Here is a 15,627-nt window from a genome sequence, read left to right as displayed (position 1 = left end):
CGGCCATGACCAAGCCCTCGTTCGCGACCCACGAGGTTTTCAACCAGTCGCCGCCGTTCGAGGACGTCGATCTTTTTACGGCGGATGAGCCGCTGGTCGACGCGGTCGCGGCCAATGGCGGGGCGGACGCGGCGAAGGAACTGTCTGATTTCGGCCGGCATTGGGGTTCCGCGGCGATGGCCGCGCGCGGCCGGCTTGCCAATGAAAACACGCCCAAGCTCAAGACCTTCGATTCCCGCGGCAACCGCCGCGACGAGGTCGAGTTTCACCCCTCCTACCACGAGCTGATGGCGCATTCGGCCCATGCGGGCGTGCACAATTCGACCTGGACGGCCGACGGCAAGCCGGCGGGCGCGCCCAGCGAGGTCGTGCGCGCCGCGAAATTCTACATGGCTGCGCAAGTGGAGACCGGCCATCTGTGTCCCATCACCATGACGCGCGCTTCGGTCGCCGCACTCGCCAGCCAGCCGGATCTGCTCGCCAAGACCATGCCTGTCATCGCGCAGCGCGCCTATGATCCGACTTTCGCGCCCTGGTGGACCAAGCGAGGCATGACGCTCGGCATGGGCATGACCGAAAAGCAGGGCGGCACCGACGTGCGCGCCAATATGACGCGCGCGGAGCGTACCGCCGACGGCTACCGTCTCACCGGGCACAAATGGTTCATGTCGGCGCCGATGTGCGATGCGTTTCTGGTGCTGGCGCAGGCGGAAGGCGGGCTGACCTGCTTCTTCATGCCGCGCTTTGCGCCCGATGGTTCGGTCAACGCCCTGCAGTTCCAGCGGCTGAAGGACAAGCTTGGCAACCGTTCCAACGCCTCGAGCGAGGTCGAGTTCGTCGGCGCCTATGCCTTGCCGGTCGGCGAGGAGGGCAAGGGGATCCGCACCATCATCCAGATGGTGCAGCTCACGCGCCAGGATTGCGCCATCGCCTCCGCAGGCCTGATGCGTTCCGGGCTTGCGCATGCGCTGCATCATGCACGCCATCGCAGCGTGTTCCAAAAGCACCTCGCCGATCAGCTGCTGATGCAGGCGGTGCTGGCGGACATGGCGTTGCACGTGGAAGCATCGGTTGCGCTGGTGATGCAGGTCTGCCGTGCCTTCGACCGCGCGCCGCAGGAGCCGGGCGAGGCGACCTACATGCGGCTGCTGACGCCCGCCATCAAATACTGGGTCTGCAAGAGCGCGCCGCCCTTCCTCTACGAGGCGATGGAGTGCCTCGGCGGCAATGGTTATGTCGAGGAAGGCATCCTGGCGCGGCATTACCGGGAGTCGCCGGTCAATGCGATCTGGGAAGGTTCCGGCAATGTGATGTGCCTGGACGTGCTGCGGGCGCTCGCGCGGGAGGCCGAGGCCGCGCTGGCCGTGCTGCGCGAACTATCAGCGGAGACGCAGGGGCTATCCGGCGCGGGTGAGGCGGTTGCCTTCATCGGCAAGACGTTCCGCCGGCCGGACAGTGAGCGCGTCGCGCGGATCGCGGTGGAAAAACTGGCGCTGCTGGCGGCTGCCGCGGCGTTGAACAGAGTGGCCCCGCGTCAGGCCGAGCTGTTCGCGGCAACCCGGCTTGCGGCCAATCACACCGGCATGTATGGCTCGGTTGAGTTCACAAACGATGATATCCGCGCGCTCCTGGAGCGGGCGCTGCCGTGAAAGTGACTTGATGGACTCTCTCAATTCCGAAAACCCGTCCCTCGTCGTCGAAGCGCCAAAGAGGCGCCGCGTCTGGCATTTCTGGGGCACCGCGTTATGGGGCTTATTCGCCTTCGCCGCATTGTTTGTCGGTCAAATCGCGGTCGTGGGTTATGTGGTCCTGCAAAAGGGTGACGGGATCTCCATTGAGGAGGCGATCCGTGCTGCTGCAAGCAGCGGCACGACGATTTCGCTCTCGGTGATCATGGGGCTGCCGGCGGTGGTCGCGGCGCTCTGGCTTGCGATCCGCTTCACGACGACGCCATTTGCCGACTACCTCGTGCTGCGCTTAACGCCCTGGAAAAACCTCCTGATCGGCGCGGTCGGCCTCGTTGCCATACTCGGCTCTTGGGAGCTCTTGTCCCGCCTGGTCGGGCACGAGAGCTCGCCGGACTTCATGGTCAATGTCTTGAAATCGGCGCGCAGCGACGGTGCGCTCTGGCTGTTGATCGTCGCCTTCTGCGTCGCTGCGCCGATCTCGGAAGAGCTTTTCGCGCGCGGCTTTCTCTATCGCGGCTGGTCGGAGACGGTTCTTGGCCCGATCGGCGCGATCGTTCTGTCGTCGCTGGTGTGGACGAGCCTGCACCTGCAATATGATTGGTATTTCTTCGCCGAAGTGTTCGTGCTCGGCCTCTGGTTCGGGTACTTGCGCTACCGCAGTGGCTCGACCTGGCTGACGATCGTCCTGCATGGGCTGAACAATCTCGGCGCGGTGATCCAGACCATCTGGCTGGCAGGGCAGTCGTAGGCACCGCGTTTCCTCTTCGTCGTTGCTATGATGAAGGGTGCGGGCTCCTTTCTGGCCTCAGCCCGTCCGCAGATTCGCCAGCCGGTCGAGTGCGCCCTGCAGGATGAAGATCGCTGCGTGCTCGTCGATCACCTCGGCGCGCTTGGCGCGGCTCACGTCCATGCCGATCAATTCGCGCTCCACCGCCGCCGTCGACAATCGCTCGTCCCACAGCGCAATCGGAAGCTCGGTGAGCTGCGACAGGTTGCGGGCAAAGGCGCGGGTCGATTGCGCGCGCGGGCCCTCGCTGCCATCCATGTTGATGGGCAATCCCAGCACGAAGCCGGCCGCCTTACGTTCCACCGCAATTGCGAGCAGCCGCGCCGCATCCGCCTTGAAAGCCTTGCGCTTGATGGTCTCGACGCCGGTCGCGAGCCTGCGGTCCGGATCGGACACCGCGACGCCGATGGTCTTGGTGCCGAGATCAAGCCCGACAAGCGCGCCGCGCGGCGGCCAATGCGCGGCGGCGTCGATGAGCGCGAGGATGGGGGCAGGCATGCTGCGGCATAACACGCAGGCCGGCGTTCAGGCAAAGCCGATCGCAGGCTCACATTCTGTTTTACGATCGAGACCGACATGTTCTCGATTATTGAATTCTCGCCGCCGTCGGAGCGCACTAATGTGCCAAGCAAGTCGTCCTCGCAATCGAAAGACCAAACCATGTGGCCGGACCGCCGTTTGCTCAATCTCATCAAGACCGAATTTCCGATCGTGCTGGCGCCGATGGCGGGCGTCATGGATGCCGACCTCGTGATCGCGGTGGCGCAAGGGGGAGGGCTGGGCTCGCTGCCATGCGCGATGCTTTCGGCTGAGAAGGCGCGTGAGCAGGTCAACATCATCCGCCAGCGGGTCGCAGCGCCCATCAACATGAACTTTTTCTGCCACCAACCCGTCGCCGCGGACGCCGAGCGCGAATCGGGCTGGCGAGAGCGGCTTGCATCCTATTACGGAGAGTTTGGGTTGGACCCTGCGGCGCCCGTCAACGCCGCCAACCGTGCGCCGTTCGATGCGGCCATGTGCGCGGTTGTGGAGGAACTCAAGCCCGAGATCGTCAGCTTCCACTTCGGCCTGCCGGAGCCGGCGCTGCTCAAGCGCGTCAAGGCGGCCGGTTGTCTCGTGATGGCGTCGGCGACGATCGTCAAGGAAGCGATCTGGCTGGAGCAGAACGGCGCGGACATCATCATCGCGCAAGGTGCCGAGGCCGGTGGCCATCGCGGCATGTTTCTCACCGACAACATCGCCGAACAGCCGGGTACTTTTGCGCTGGTGCCGCAGGTGGTGGATGCGGTGAGGGTGCCGGTGATTGCCACCGGCGGCATCGCCGACGGGCGCGGCATCGCGGCGGCGTTCGCGCTCGGTGCCAGCGGGGTGCAGATCGGCAGCGCCTATCTGCGCTGTCCGGAGTCCAAGGTGATCGCGCCGGCGCGGGCGGCGCTCGCCGATGCGCGTGACGATTCCACGGTGATCACCAACGTCATGACCGGGCGCCCCGCGCGCGGCGTAGCCAACCGCGTGATGCGTGAGGTCGGCCCGATTTCGCCTGATGCTCCGGCCTTTCCCCATGCCGCGACCGCGCTGGCGCCGCTGCGCCAGGCCGCGGAGAAGCAGGGGCGGATCGATTTCACCAATCTCTGGGCGGGGCAGGCCGTGCGGATGGGACGCGATGTGCCAGCGACCGAACTAACCCGCGCGCTGGCGGGCGAAGCGCTTGCGCGCCTCCGTGCGCTTTCTGCGTAACTTAATACCGAAGCGAGGTCGATCGATCTCCGGCGCTGTCGCCCTCCAACGCGAAGAGGGCGACGGAATAGCCGATTGTTAAGGATGATCGTTCTCGCGCCCGCCGCGCGGTGCGAGCAAACGCTTTGCATACCGTTGGAGCGATAGGCTTTCCGTCCAACATGTTCACTCGTCTGCGCAAGTCCACGTCGCTGCCTTGCAAGACAGGTCCAAGGTTAGACGATGCGCGCCCACGATTTGTCCGCGGCCGAAACCCCGGAACTGCCGCTCGCCGCGCTCGAGCGGGCAAACGACGCCATTGTGTTCATCGATGGCGATTTCCGCGTAAGTTATTTCAGCAAGGCGGCGGAGGAGATGTGGGGGCTCGATCGCGACGACGTGCTCGGTCGCGATGTCAGCCGCCTTGGGCTCGATGATCTTCGCGAGCACCTGCTCGCGGTGTCGTCCTCATCTGACGCACGTCGTGCCGAGTTCAAGATCCGGCGCAATGACGGTAGCAGGGTCCGCGCCGCGCTGTCGTTTTCGTCGGTCGAGATTGAAGGGCAGACTCAGTATCTGGTCTTTGCTCGCGACATCAGCGCCGAACGCGAGGTACGCGAGAAGGTCGCGCTGCTCTCGCTGGTCGCCGACAAGACCAGCCGTGCGATCGTCATCACCGATCGTGATCTGAAGATCATCTACACCAACGCCACGTTCGCGGGAATGTTCGGCTACGCGCCCGAGGAGGCCAAGGGGCGGCACGCGATCGAACTGCTTGTCGGCCGACATACCGACCACAACAGGCTCGCAGCTTTGTGGCGCGGGATCATCGAGGGCAGTTTGGGCGAGGAGGATATCCTCGCGTATGACAAAAACGGCAACGAAATCTGGATCTCCGCCCACATCCAGCCATTTCGTAACCCGCGCGGGCGGGTCAAGTACATGTTCGCGCTGCTGACCGACATCTCCGAGAGCGTGCAGTTACGCTCGCTGCAGCAACTGATCATGACGGCGCTTGCGGATGAACTTCCGATCACTGACATCGCCGACCGCCTTTGCCGCCGTGTCGAGCAAATTGCGCCCGACGTCATCTCCTCGCTCCTTCACATTGACGCCAACGGATTGGTACGCCCGCTGGGCGGTCCGAGCCTCCCTGACGAATACTCGCGTGCGCTCGATGGCGTCGCGATCGGCCCGGACGTCGGCTCTTGCGGCAGCTCGGCTTATTATGGGGAACCGGTGCTGGCGGTGGACATCGATACAGATCCGCGCTGGCAACCCTACAAGCACCTGCCGCTTCAAATCGGGTTGCGCGCCTGCTGGTCGACGCCGATCAAGGCCAAGGACGGCCGGGTGATCGGAACCTTCGCCTTTTATTTCAGGGAATCGCGTGCGCCCAGCCGCTGGCATCAACGCATCATCGACGCCTGCATCCATGTCGCGGCCCTTGCGATCGAGCGCAAGGAAGCACGCGCGCAGATCGCGCAGCTTGCCTATTACGATACGCTGACCGGGCTGCCCAACCGCGCGCGCCTGCGGCACCTGATCGATGAAGCGATCCAGACCTGCCCCGACGGCAAGCACGTCGCACTGGCGTTCCTTGATCTCGACAATTTCAAGGACGTCAACGACACGCTCGGGCATTCCGCCGGCGACCAATTGCTGGCCGAACTCGCTCGGTGCCTGCGTGCGCAGATCCAGCCAGCGGACATGCTGGGCCGCCTGGGTGGCGATGAGTTCGTGATCGTGATGCCGAACCGCGACGCTCGCGACGCCGCTTCCATCGCCTCGCGCATCACCGAAGCGCTGGCCTCACCCTTGCAGATCGGAAACCGGCAGGTGGCGACATCGGTCAGCATCGGCATCAGCCTCTACCCGGACAGCGCAACCGACATCGACACGCTGATCCAGCAGGCGGATGCCGCGATGTACAACGCCAAGCGGGCGGGACGTTCGACCTACCGTTTCTTCAGCGCCGACATGAAACGGCTCCGCGAGCAGCGGCTCGAGTATAGCGCAGCGCTCCGCCGCGCCATCGCGAGCGACGGCTTGACCCTTCACTATCAGCCGCAGATCGGGACGGCCGACGGCGCCATCCATGGCGTCGAGGCGCTGGCACGCTGGCATGATCCCGACCTTGGCGAGGTGCCGCCGGCAAAATTCATCCCTCTGGCCGAAGAGGGCGGTCTCATCGAGCAGATCGGGCTCTGGTCGATCCGCGAGGCCTGTCGGCAGATGGCGGCGTGGCGTCGGGCCGGGCTGGATATTCCCTGCGTCTCCGTCAACTTATCGCCGATCAATTTCCAGAACCCGAACCTCGCGGCATCGGTCGCCGAGATCCTCACCTGCCATGCTCTGCCGCCGCACGTCCTCATGCTCGAGATCACGGAAGGCGTGATCATGAATGAGCGATCGGTCGCGATCGAGACGATGAATGCCATCCGCGAGCTGGGTGTTGGCCTGTCATTGGATGATTTTGGGACGGGTTATTCCAGCCTCAGCCGGCTCGCGCAATTGCCGATTCGCGAGTTGAAGATCGACCGCAGCTTCATGCGGGACGTCGAGAAGGACGGCTGTGCCAAGGCGATCGTGACCGCGGTGGTGCGCGTGGGCCAGAGCTTGCACCTGACCGTCGTCGCGGAAGGTGTCGAGACCGAGGAACAGCGCAATCTGCTCAGCGAACTCGGATGCGACGCCGTTCAGGGTTTTCTCTATGCGCCGGCGCTCTCGCCCGCCGCCTTCGGGCGATGGCTTGTCGACTACAGCGCCCGGCAGGCGAGCGAGATGCTCAAGCGCATCGGTCGCGCCCTGTCTGCGCAGGCCGGCGCTGTTTCGGCGGGGCTCTCGGCGGCAAAACGGGCTGGTTAGCCCCCGTCTTGCACTCCCACCGACGCCGACCAAGCGAGGAAAAGCGGGCCGACAGGCGTCTGCGGTTGCGGTGCAAAACCGGCCTCTGCTATACGGCAGGATGAATCTGCCGTTTTGAGGCCTTATATAATGTTTGTCGACGCCGATACCGTCCGCCGGATCGCGCACCTGGCGCGGATCAAGGTCACCGCTTCAGAGGTTCCGCACCTGCAGGGCGAGCTGAACGCGATTCTGTCCTTCGTCGAGCAATTGTCGGAGGTCGATGTCGCCGGCGTGGAGCCGATGACGTCAGTGATGCCGATGGAGATGAAGAAACGGGCCGACGTGGTCAATGATGGCGAGATCCCCGATGATATCGTCAAGAATGCGCCGGCGACGGATAATCATTTCTTCCTGGTGCCGAAGGTCGTCGAATAGTCTGGTCGCGCCTTTGGATACGAAGTGCGCAATTACCCGAGACGGGAAGTCCGATGTGTCTGCTCTGCGACGATGAAAAGGCTTATCAGGCCTACATGAACTATCTCGACGCGATGGAGCGGCAGGGGAAGGCCGCCGATCCCGAAGCTGCGGTCAATGCCGTGCTCGATCAACTCGAGGCGCAGGCCGAGGCCAATGCGCGTGCCAAGCAAGACGATCCCAAAAACGACAAGACCTTGTCTCCGTTCTTCTGCAGCCCGATCAATAAATGACCGCTCTCACATCGCTGACGCTCGCCGAGGCCCGCGAGGGCCTTGCGAAAAAATCGTTCACGTCGCTGGAACTGACCAACGCCCATCTGAAGGCGATGGAGGAGGCGCGTGCGCTCAACGCCTTCGTACTGGAGACGCCGGACCAGGCGCGCGCCATGGCGCGCGAGGCGGATAGCCGGATCATCAAGGGCGACGGCGGGCCCCTCGCAGGCATTCCGCTTGGCATCAAGGACCTGTTCGCGACCAAGGGCGTGCGCACCACCGCCTGCTCGAAGATTCTCGGAGACTTCGTGCCGACATATGAGTCCACCGTCACCGCGCAGCTCTGGCGTGACGGTGCGGTCATGCTGGGCAAGCTCAACAATGACGAGTTCGCCATGGGCTCGTCGAACGAGACCTCCTGCTTCGGCCCGGTGGCAAATCCCTGGCGGCGCGAGGGCTCCAACACGACGCTGGTGCCGGGCGGCTCCTCAGGCGGCTCGGCGTCGGCGGTTGCCGCGCTGCTCTGCATGGGCGCCACCGCAACCGACACCGGCGGCTCGATCCGCCAACCCGCGGCCTTCACTGCGACGGTCGGCATCAAGCCGACCTATGGCCGCTGTTCGCGCTGGGGCATCGTCGCCTTTGCATCCTCGCTCGATCAGGCGGGTCCGATCGCGCGCAGCGTGCGCGATGCCGCGCTGCTGCTGCGTTCGATGGCCGGCCACGATCCGAAGGACACCACCTCGGTGGATACGCCCGTGCCCGACTATGAGGCTGCGGTTGGAAAGTCAGTAAAGGGCATGAAGATCGGCATCCCCAGGGAGTATCGCCTCGACGGCATGCCGGCCGAGATCGAAAAGCTCTGGAGCGAGGGCGCGGCCTGGCTGAAGGCGGCCGGCGCCGAGCTGGTCGAAGTGTCGCTGCCGCACACCAAATATGCGCTGCCGGCCTATTATATCGTCGCGCCGGCGGAAGCCTCCTCGAACCTCGCGCGCTATGACGGCGTGCGCTACGGGCTGCGCGTGCCGGGCGGCAGCATCAGTGACATGTATGAGAACACCCGTGCGGCCGGCTTCGGCGCCGAGGTGCGCCGCCGTGTCATGATCGGCACCTATGTGCTCTCGGCCGGTTATTACGACGCCTATTATCTGCGTGCGCAAAAGGTGCGCACCCTGATCAAGAGAGACTTTGAGGAGTTGTTTGCGAAGGGCATCAACGCGATCCTCACGCCTGCGACGCCGTCGGCGGCCTTTGGCGTCGGCGAGAAGGGTGGCGGCGATCCGGTCGAGATGTATCTGAACGACATCTTCACGGTGACCGTGAACATGGCAGGGCTGCCGGGCATCGCGGTGCCCGCCGGCAAGGATGCACAGGGTTTGCCGCTGGCGCTGCAGTTGATCGGAAAACCCTTTGACGAGGAGACGCTATTCTCGCTCGGCGAGGTGATCGAGCAGGCGGCGGGGCGCTTTACGCCCGAGAGGTGGTGGTGAGCACCGCGGCGTTCAAGGCGAGCCTGTCGGACGCCGCGCCCGCGGCTGCGCTGGCGCCGCCGCTCGCGGCGCTCTGGTGGGCGGCGAAGGGCGACTGGGACAAGGCCCACAAGATCGTCCAGGACGAGACGACGCGCGAGGCGGCCTGGGTGCATGCCTATCTGCACCGCGTCGAAGGCGATCTTGGCAACGCCGGCTATTGGTACCGGCAGGCGGGCCAGCCGATGGCGAAGGATTCTCTGGAGACCGAATGGGAGCGGATCGCTTCCGCCCTCATCGAGGATGGCAAGGCATGACGGCAGCAAGCGGCAAGCTGATCAAGGGCGCAACCGGCGACTGGGAGGTCGTGATTGGCATGGAGGTGCATGCCCAAGTCACCTCCAAGTCAAAACTGTTTTCCGGCGCCTCCACCGCGTTCGGCGGCGAGCCGAACAGCCATGTCTCGCTGGTGGATGCCGCGATGCCCGGCATGCTGCCGGTCATCAACGAGGAATGCGTCAAGCAGGCGGTGCGCACCGGGCTGGGTCTCAATGCCAAGATCAACCTGCGTTCGGTGTTCGACCGTAAGAACTATTTTTATCCCGACCTGCCGCAAGGCTATCAGATCAGCCAATACAAGTCGCCGATCGTGGGTGAGGGCGAGGTCACGGTCGAACTCGACGGCGGCAAGACGGCGACGATCGGCATCGAGCGGCTGCATCTGGAACAGGACGCGGGCAAGTCGCTGCACGACCAATCGCCGAGCATGTCCTTTGTCGATCTCAACCGCTCCGGCGTGGCGCTGATGGAGATCGTCTCCAAGCCCGATATCCGCGATGCCGAGCAGGCCAAGGCCTATGTGTCGAAGCTGCGTTCAATCCTCCGCTATCTCGGTACCTGCGACGGCGACATGGAAAAGGGAAACCTGCGCGCCGACGTCAACGTTTCCGTGCGCAAGCCAGGCGGACCGCTCGGCACCCGCTGCGAAATCAAGAACATGAACTCGATCAACTTCATCGGCCAGGCGATCGAGTATGAAGCAGGCCGCCAGATCGACATCATCGAGGACGGTGGTACAATCGAGCAGGAGACGCGGCTGTTCGACCCCGGCAAGGGCGAGACGCGCTCGATGCGCACCAAGGAAGAAGCGCACGACTACCGTTATTTCCCCGATCCCGACCTGCTGCCGCTCGAGTTCAGCCAGGCCTTCGTCGACGAGCTGAAAGCGAGGCTTCCGGAGCTGCCGGACCAGAAGAAGGCCCGCTTCATCGCCGATCTCGGGCTGTCGCCCTATGACGCCGGCGTCCTCGTCGCCGAGCGCGAGAGCGCCGACTTCTACGAAGCGGTGCTCGCCAAGCTCGCCGACGCCAAGCGAGACGGCAAGGTCGCCGCCAACTGGGTGATCAACGAGCTGTTCGGCCGCCTGAACAAGGAGGGCAAGGACATCGCGAGCTCGCCGGTATCCGCCACGCAGCTCGCCGCGATCGTCGATCTGATTGGGGAGGGAACGATCTCCGGCAAGATCGCCAAGGATCTGTTCGAGATCGTCTGGCAGGAGGGCGGCGATCCGAGAGCGTTGGTGGAAGAGCGCGGCATGAAGCAGGTCACCGACCTCGCCGCGATCGAGAAGGTGGTCGACGATATCATTGCCACCAATCCCGATAAGGTCGAGCAGGCGCGCGCGAAGCCGGCGGCGATCCAGTGGTTCGTCGGCCAGGTCATGAAGTCGACCGGCGGCAAGGCCGATCCCAAGGCCGTCAATGCGCTGTTGAAGGAAAAGCTCGGCGTGTGACGCCGGGTTTCGGACGGACTTTCCTCACGTCATGCCCGCGAATGCGGGCATCCAGTAACCCGTGGCGCCCGTTGCGAGCTCACGATGCGCGCCGCGGCGTACTGGATCGTCCGGTCCGGTCTTACGCCAAAGCCTCGATGAGGCTCACGAGTGCTGGGCGCGCCGAGCTTCAGCGGAGGCGGCAAGCCGGGCGATGACAGCTTCATGAGCGGCTCGAGGGTACTGCTGCACGCCACTTCGGCGGACGTACCAAGCCGCGCTTCGCCGTCGACCGGCACTCCACCAATCACGAATCGACCGTCTCGATTCGCTCGTGACGGTGCTCTCTCGCCCCCGCGAGGCGGCTTTGCAGGGTTACTCCCAAAATTTTTTTCATTGCCGAAAAACGCGGTCCGGACTTCCAACAAGCGTCGTCCGCGCGGCTTTCGCTATTCGCAGCAACATCATCGTTGCAAGAAGCGCATCATCGATCAATTCAAGAAACCGCTGCGGCACAAGCACTTCTTGCATATTCGACAAATGGAAGCGTCGATCCTTGCGGCGCTTCTTGCATCGCTGCTCGCAATCTTCGCCTTGTGTTGAGTCGATGCGCACTGCGCGCACACGGATCGACGCGTCAACACTTCCTTAAGCGGGACGCTGTTTTTTTCGCCGTGTTGGTGTATTCGGGATGTCGTGTATCTCGATTCCCGAGTGCACGCAGCGAATGATAGCCATCTCACTTAGATCGGAGGGCACTATGGCTAAGAAAGCGAAGAAGGCGAAGAAGGCGAAGAGCGCAGTGAAGAAGACTGCGAAGAAGACCCGCAAGGTCGCCAAGAAGAAGAAGTAAGCCTCGCCTGGCTTACGAATGCCGGCAGGCTTGTTGCCGGCACGTCATTGGAGCCGATGGGACGATCCTGGTAGCTCCGATTGACGAAAGAGGGTGTCGGCGAGACATCAGGTCGAGCGGCTGGACCATCACTTTCGAAGGCTTCGCCTCGCAAAGCCGGTCCGGCAGAAGAAACAAGGTTTCTTCGTTCGATGCGGCTCCTCGGTGAGAGGACCGCAGTTTCACCGGGGCTCATCTCCGGATGAGATCTGGTCCTGACGTGTTCGCCGACGCCCTCGTTCTCCGGAAGGCAAAAACGTCAGCGGGCCTTCCCTTTCTCTCCCCGACATCGATAGCAAGCATTCAAGCGTGGGCGTTTGGTCCTGCCGCCGAGATCGGCCGTCGTCCCGGCCAAGCGAACTCCTGGCAAACGCCACAACGGGTCGCCGCGCGCGATGGCAGGCTCCGCGCAGAGCCGGGAGCCATCACAGGCCGGCATCGCTGCTGAGACGGTCAAACCTTGCTCGTCATGCCGGGGCTTGCCCCGGGTATCCGAAACAAAATCGTGGACGCAGGGACAAGCCCGGGCATGCTCATGCGGCTGGCTGTTGCCTAACGGGTCCCTGCTTGCGCAAGCTTTCGCGGCGACGAGAAGGGAGCTCGCGATTGGTGCCGCGATGGTTATCGCGAACCGAACCGGCACGGTAAACCGAATCTCTCGAAGCGGCAGAAAGCCTTGCAATCCCGGCATTTCTAGAATTCAGCGCCCGGGCGCGGCACGCCGCGTTTACGTCCGGTTCATCGCACCTCTTAAACTGCCTTTCAAATTTGATCGGTCATGATCTGCCTCAACAAGCCCGCAGCGGCTTGGGGGATAGTGACAGAAGTGGACAGGGGCCGCGGCTCGTACGAGCTGCGGCAAGAAGAAAAAGGGGAGTGCGTATGTTTCAGGGTTTGATCGATCTGGATGCGGCGACGCCGGTTGCGGCGACTGCGATCCCGGACCTGTTGTTCGAGCGCGGGTTGTACTGGGCGAGCGGCCGCTCCGGCCTCGTCGACCTCGTGGCCGCCCACAAATGGTTCAACCTCGCGGCGCTCAAGGGTCGCAGCGATGCGATCGCGCTTCGCCGCGAGGTCGCCGAGCAGATGTCCGACGAAGAGATCGCTCGCGCCCAGCGCGAAGCCCGCGCCTGGATCAGCGCGCATTGAGCCGCACGTCTGTAGCGCTGAGTACGAGAGCGGCGCCTTGCGCCGCGCATACCGTGGGCGCGGTTTCATTAAGGCTTGGGTCGTCGCGATTGAAGAAAAGGCCAAACGGCACGAGAAGAACGCGGCGATCGTTGCAGCGATGTCGGACGGCCGCTTTACAATAGATCGGGCGCATCGGCCGCGCGGCGCGAGGCAGAGCCTCTTAGCGTTCGGTGCCTAGGTGGCGGGGACGGAGGGACTCGAACCCTCAATAGGACTTCAAGGCTTTAGCAAACCGCCGCCTTGAGCCACTCGGCCACCTCTCTGGCACGGCGGTATGCCTGACGCTGCTCTGCGCCGGAAGCGGCAGATTGGCCTGTCCCGCTCGTGACGTGCGTAGGGCCCGACCGGAGAACCGATTCACGCCTCCAACTGCGGCTCCGGCCAAGCCGCAACGGCCGGTCGCGACTCGTCGGCGGACGGGACGGATGGCGGACGAGACCGATCAGCGATGGCTCCGATACTCATTATCATTATCATTATCATTGGCCATCATTGGCGCCTGCGAGGCCGCTCTCGATTCGCTGCTGATGTAATTGTGTCACGGGAGATGGCGTCCGTGGCCGTTTGCACGAAAAGCGCGCATCGATCAACGCTGTTTTGAAATCCGCTGAAAAAACAAAGAGTTGCGAAGACGGCGCGATCACGATTGCGTGTTATTTGTGCAACACCCTTCGGAAAACGCGCTGCAGCACTGCGTTCGAAGCGGTTCCTTTGTTGCTTGTGCATGGCCCTTCGGTAATTCTGACATCGCGACGGAGGGGGGCATCCCGAAGTCGTCCCGTGTTTTCAGCTTGTCGCTTTACGTCCCTCGCGTTTCGCGGGTGTGTCCGAAGGCGCGATGAGACGCATGCGCGGGTCACGGGGACTAAGGGACCTGACTTGGGGTGTTTCACCCAGTGGATCCGGAACCTTCCCTGATAGAGCAACTTGGAGGTTTAACATGAAGTTGGTTAAGAGCCTTATGCTCGGCTCAGTGGCGGGTCTCATCGCCATGAGCGGGGCACAGGCTGCTGATCTTCCCGTCAAGGCCAAAGCGGTCGAGTACGTGAGGATCTGCTCCCTGTATGGTGCCGGATTCTGGTATATCCCTGGCACCGACACCTGCATGAAGATCGGCGGTTATCTGCGCATCGATACCACGTTTAACGGCGGCGTTTACGATGCTCCGTTCTGGAACGGTGACGGCGGTCAGGGCAACCGCTTCGCCGACCGGATCAACAGCCGTTCCCGTATGGCGCTGACGGTCGATACCCGTACCGCTACCGAATACGGCGTCGTCCGCACCTTTATGCAGGGCGACTTCCAGTTCAATAACTTCGGTACGACCAACCCGAACGGTCTTGCTGCGAACGTCAGCGCTCTCAATGGCCTCTCTGGGGGCATTCTGAACGGCCCAGGCGGCGGCTATGTCGCGGTTGAGTACGTCTTCATCCAGTTTGCCGGATTCACCTTCGGTAAGTCGTCCTCGGCTTATGCAACGCCCTGGAACGGCTATCCCGGCAACAACACATCGTTCCTGCTGGGCGGCCACGACACCGTCACTGGCGTGAACAACATCCAGTATCAGGCGCAGTTCGGTAACGGCGTGTCGGCCACCATCGGCCTCGATGATCCGACCGTGTTCAACCGCACCCCGCTGTACAACTTGTCGGTTCCTGTTGGCTCGACCTTCCAGGGCCAGAACGCCTACGGCGGCTTTGTGGCGCCAGACCTGGTTGGTAACGTGCGTATCGATCAGGCTTGGGGTCTGTTCCAGCTGTCGGGCGCATTGCACACCGTCAATGCATCGTACAACTCGCTCAGCTCCGGCACTGCTGGCGCCGTGCCAAACACCGCTTCGGTCCTGTCGGGTCACCCAGACACGAAGCTGGGTGGTTCGGTGATGGCTGCGTTGCAGATCAAGAACATCCCGACCGGTCCCGGCGACGACATCAAGTTGGACGCGAGCTGGGCCAAGGGTGACACCAAGAACGTGATCTCTACCTCGGCTGCTTCGCCGTCCTTCTTGATGTTGGGTGGTGTTCCCGGCCAGTTCGGACCCGATGGCAGCCTCGGTGTCGGGTTGACCACGGACGGCGTGTACCTCCCGGTCGCGGCCGGCGGCGATGGTTCGATTCACCTGACGGAAGCCTTTGGTTTCCGCGGTGCGTTCAACCACAACTGGGATCCGTACTGGTCGACCAGCTTGTTTGGTAGCTGGTCTTGGGTACGCTATGACGACACCGCAAAGGCCGAGCTCTGTTCAGCCATTGCTACAGTCGTCCCCGGTCGAGGCGTGAGCTATACCTGCGACCCGAACTTCAACGTCTCCCAGCTCGGTGTTATCACCCGCTGGACTCCGGTTAAGAACCTGACGTTCTCGGGCGAAGTCATGTGGACTCACCTGAACACCGGTTTCTCGGGCGTAACGGGCCTCTTCTCGCCGGGTGCGCCGCAGCCGGTCCAGAATTGGACCTTCCACAACCAGGACACCGTGTCTCTCAACGTTCGCGTTCAGCGCAACTTCTGATCTGAACGCACTGAGCATTGTCTAACAAGGCCCCGGCGGGAAACCGCCGGGGTTTGCGTTGGTGC

At 63.2% G+C, this 15,627-nt stretch carries 13 protein-coding genes; 12 read left to right on the top strand and 1 reads right to left on the bottom strand.

Features of this window, described 5'->3' with window-relative positions:
• Positions 1-5: 5 nt before the first annotated feature.
• Positions 6-1,649, top strand: a complete 1,644-nt coding sequence (locus P6U23_RS23385; protein ID WP_407174918.1) for an acyl-CoA dehydrogenase family protein — start codon at positions 6-8, stop codon at positions 1,647-1,649.
• A gap of 10 nt (positions 1,650-1,659) precedes the next feature.
• Positions 1,660-2,436 carry a CPBP family intramembrane glutamic endopeptidase gene (locus P6U23_RS23380; protein WP_407174917.1) on the top strand — a complete coding sequence of 259 codons (777 nt, stop codon included), beginning with the start codon at positions 1,660-1,662 and terminating at the stop codon, positions 2,434-2,436.
• 57 nt (positions 2,437-2,493) lie between these two features.
• Here P6U23_RS23380 and ruvX read toward each other — a convergent pair whose 3' ends face one another.
• A complete protein-coding gene (ruvX, locus tag P6U23_RS23375) occupies positions 2,494-2,973 on the bottom strand; it encodes a Holliday junction resolvase RuvX (protein ID WP_407174916.1) in 480 nt (159 codons plus the stop codon).
• A 162-nt stretch (positions 2,974-3,135) separates the two neighbouring features.
• Between ruvX and P6U23_RS23370 the strand changes: the two genes are divergently transcribed.
• The 10 genes from P6U23_RS23370 to P6U23_RS23325 all read left to right on the top strand — a co-directional run bounded on the left by P6U23_RS23370 (position 3,136) and on the right by P6U23_RS23325 (position 15,562).
• Complete coding sequence (locus tag P6U23_RS23370) at positions 3,136-4,212, top strand: NAD(P)H-dependent flavin oxidoreductase (RefSeq protein WP_407181555.1); 1,077 nt, start codon at positions 3,136-3,138, stop codon at positions 4,210-4,212.
• 222 nt (positions 4,213-4,434) lie between these two features.
• Complete coding sequence (locus P6U23_RS23365) at positions 4,435-7,059, top strand: EAL domain-containing protein (RefSeq protein WP_407174915.1); 2,625 nt, start codon at positions 4,435-4,437, stop codon at positions 7,057-7,059.
• A 129-nt stretch (positions 7,060-7,188) separates the two neighbouring features.
• On the top strand, positions 7,189-7,476 hold the full coding sequence (gene gatC / locus P6U23_RS23360; protein WP_407174914.1) for an Asp-tRNA(Asn)/Glu-tRNA(Gln) amidotransferase subunit GatC: 288 nt from the start codon (positions 7,189-7,191) through the stop codon (positions 7,474-7,476).
• Positions 7,477-7,529: 53 nt separating this feature from the next.
• Positions 7,530-7,748 carry a hypothetical protein gene (locus P6U23_RS23355; protein ID WP_407174913.1) on the top strand — a complete coding sequence of 73 codons (219 nt, stop codon included), beginning with the start codon at positions 7,530-7,532 and terminating at the stop codon, positions 7,746-7,748.
• The gene (gene gatA / locus P6U23_RS23350; RefSeq protein ID WP_407174912.1) at positions 7,745-9,220 is read left to right on the top strand and encodes an Asp-tRNA(Asn)/Glu-tRNA(Gln) amidotransferase subunit GatA; all 1,476 of its coding nucleotides are present in this window, start codon (positions 7,745-7,747) and stop codon (positions 9,218-9,220) included. Before P6U23_RS23355 ends, gatA begins: the two co-directional genes overlap by 4 nt.
• Complete coding sequence (locus tag P6U23_RS23345; protein ID WP_407174911.1) at positions 9,211-9,516, top strand: hypothetical protein; 306 nt, start codon at positions 9,211-9,213, stop codon at positions 9,514-9,516. The genes gatA and P6U23_RS23345 overlap by 10 nt, the downstream gene beginning before the upstream one ends.
• Complete coding sequence (gene gatB / locus P6U23_RS23340) at positions 9,513-10,991, top strand: Asp-tRNA(Asn)/Glu-tRNA(Gln) amidotransferase subunit GatB (protein WP_407174910.1); 1,479 nt, start codon at positions 9,513-9,515, stop codon at positions 10,989-10,991. The genes P6U23_RS23345 and gatB overlap by 4 nt, the downstream gene beginning before the upstream one ends.
• Positions 10,992-11,141: 150 nt before the next feature.
• On the top strand, positions 11,142-11,573 hold the full coding sequence (locus P6U23_RS23335; RefSeq protein WP_407174909.1) for a hypothetical protein: 432 nt from the start codon (positions 11,142-11,144) through the stop codon (positions 11,571-11,573).
• A 1,171-nt stretch (positions 11,574-12,744) separates the two neighbouring features.
• A complete protein-coding gene (locus P6U23_RS23330) occupies positions 12,745-13,011 on the top strand; it encodes a hypothetical protein (protein ID WP_407174908.1) in 267 nt (88 codons plus the stop codon).
• A gap of 982 nt (positions 13,012-13,993) precedes the next feature.
• The gene (locus P6U23_RS23325; RefSeq protein WP_407174907.1) at positions 13,994-15,562 is read left to right on the top strand and encodes a porin; all 1,569 of its coding nucleotides are present in this window, start codon (positions 13,994-13,996) and stop codon (positions 15,560-15,562) included.
• The last annotated feature ends 65 nt before the right edge of the window (positions 15,563-15,627 follow it).

The sequence above is a fragment of the Bradyrhizobium sp. STM 3562 genome (assembly GCF_045571435.1).
In the GTDB taxonomy this organism is placed as follows: domain Bacteria; phylum Pseudomonadota; class Alphaproteobacteria; order Rhizobiales; family Xanthobacteraceae; genus Bradyrhizobium.
This window is presented reverse-complemented; position numbering and strand designations above follow the sequence as displayed.

Coding starts and splice junctions, on each gene's coding strand:
- gatC (WP_407174914.1), top strand. CDS start 7,189: ATGTTTGTCGACGCCGATACCGTCCGCCGGATCGCGCACCTGGCGCGG.
- P6U23_RS23365 (WP_407174915.1), top strand. CDS start 4,435: ATGCGCGCCCACGATTTGTCCGCGGCCGAAACCCCGGAACTGCCGCTC.
- P6U23_RS23380 (WP_407174917.1), top strand. CDS start 1,660: ATGGACTCTCTCAATTCCGAAAACCCGTCCCTCGTCGTCGAAGCGCCA.
- P6U23_RS23370 (WP_407181555.1), top strand. CDS start 3,136: ATGTGGCCGGACCGCCGTTTGCTCAATCTCATCAAGACCGAATTTCCG.
- P6U23_RS23385 (WP_407174918.1), top strand. CDS start 6: ATGACCAAGCCCTCGTTCGCGACCCACGAGGTTTTCAACCAGTCGCCG.
- P6U23_RS23355 (WP_407174913.1), top strand. CDS start 7,530: ATGTGTCTGCTCTGCGACGATGAAAAGGCTTATCAGGCCTACATGAAC.
- gatB (WP_407174910.1), top strand. CDS start 9,513: ATGACGGCAGCAAGCGGCAAGCTGATCAAGGGCGCAACCGGCGACTGG.
- gatA (WP_407174912.1), top strand. CDS start 7,745: ATGACCGCTCTCACATCGCTGACGCTCGCCGAGGCCCGCGAGGGCCTT.
- ruvX (WP_407174916.1), bottom strand. CDS start 2,973: ATGCCTGCCCCCATCCTCGCGCTCATCGACGCCGCCGCGCATTGGCCG.
- P6U23_RS23330 (WP_407174908.1), top strand. CDS start 12,745: ATGTTTCAGGGTTTGATCGATCTGGATGCGGCGACGCCGGTTGCGGCG.
- P6U23_RS23325 (WP_407174907.1), top strand. CDS start 13,994: ATGAAGTTGGTTAAGAGCCTTATGCTCGGCTCAGTGGCGGGTCTCATC.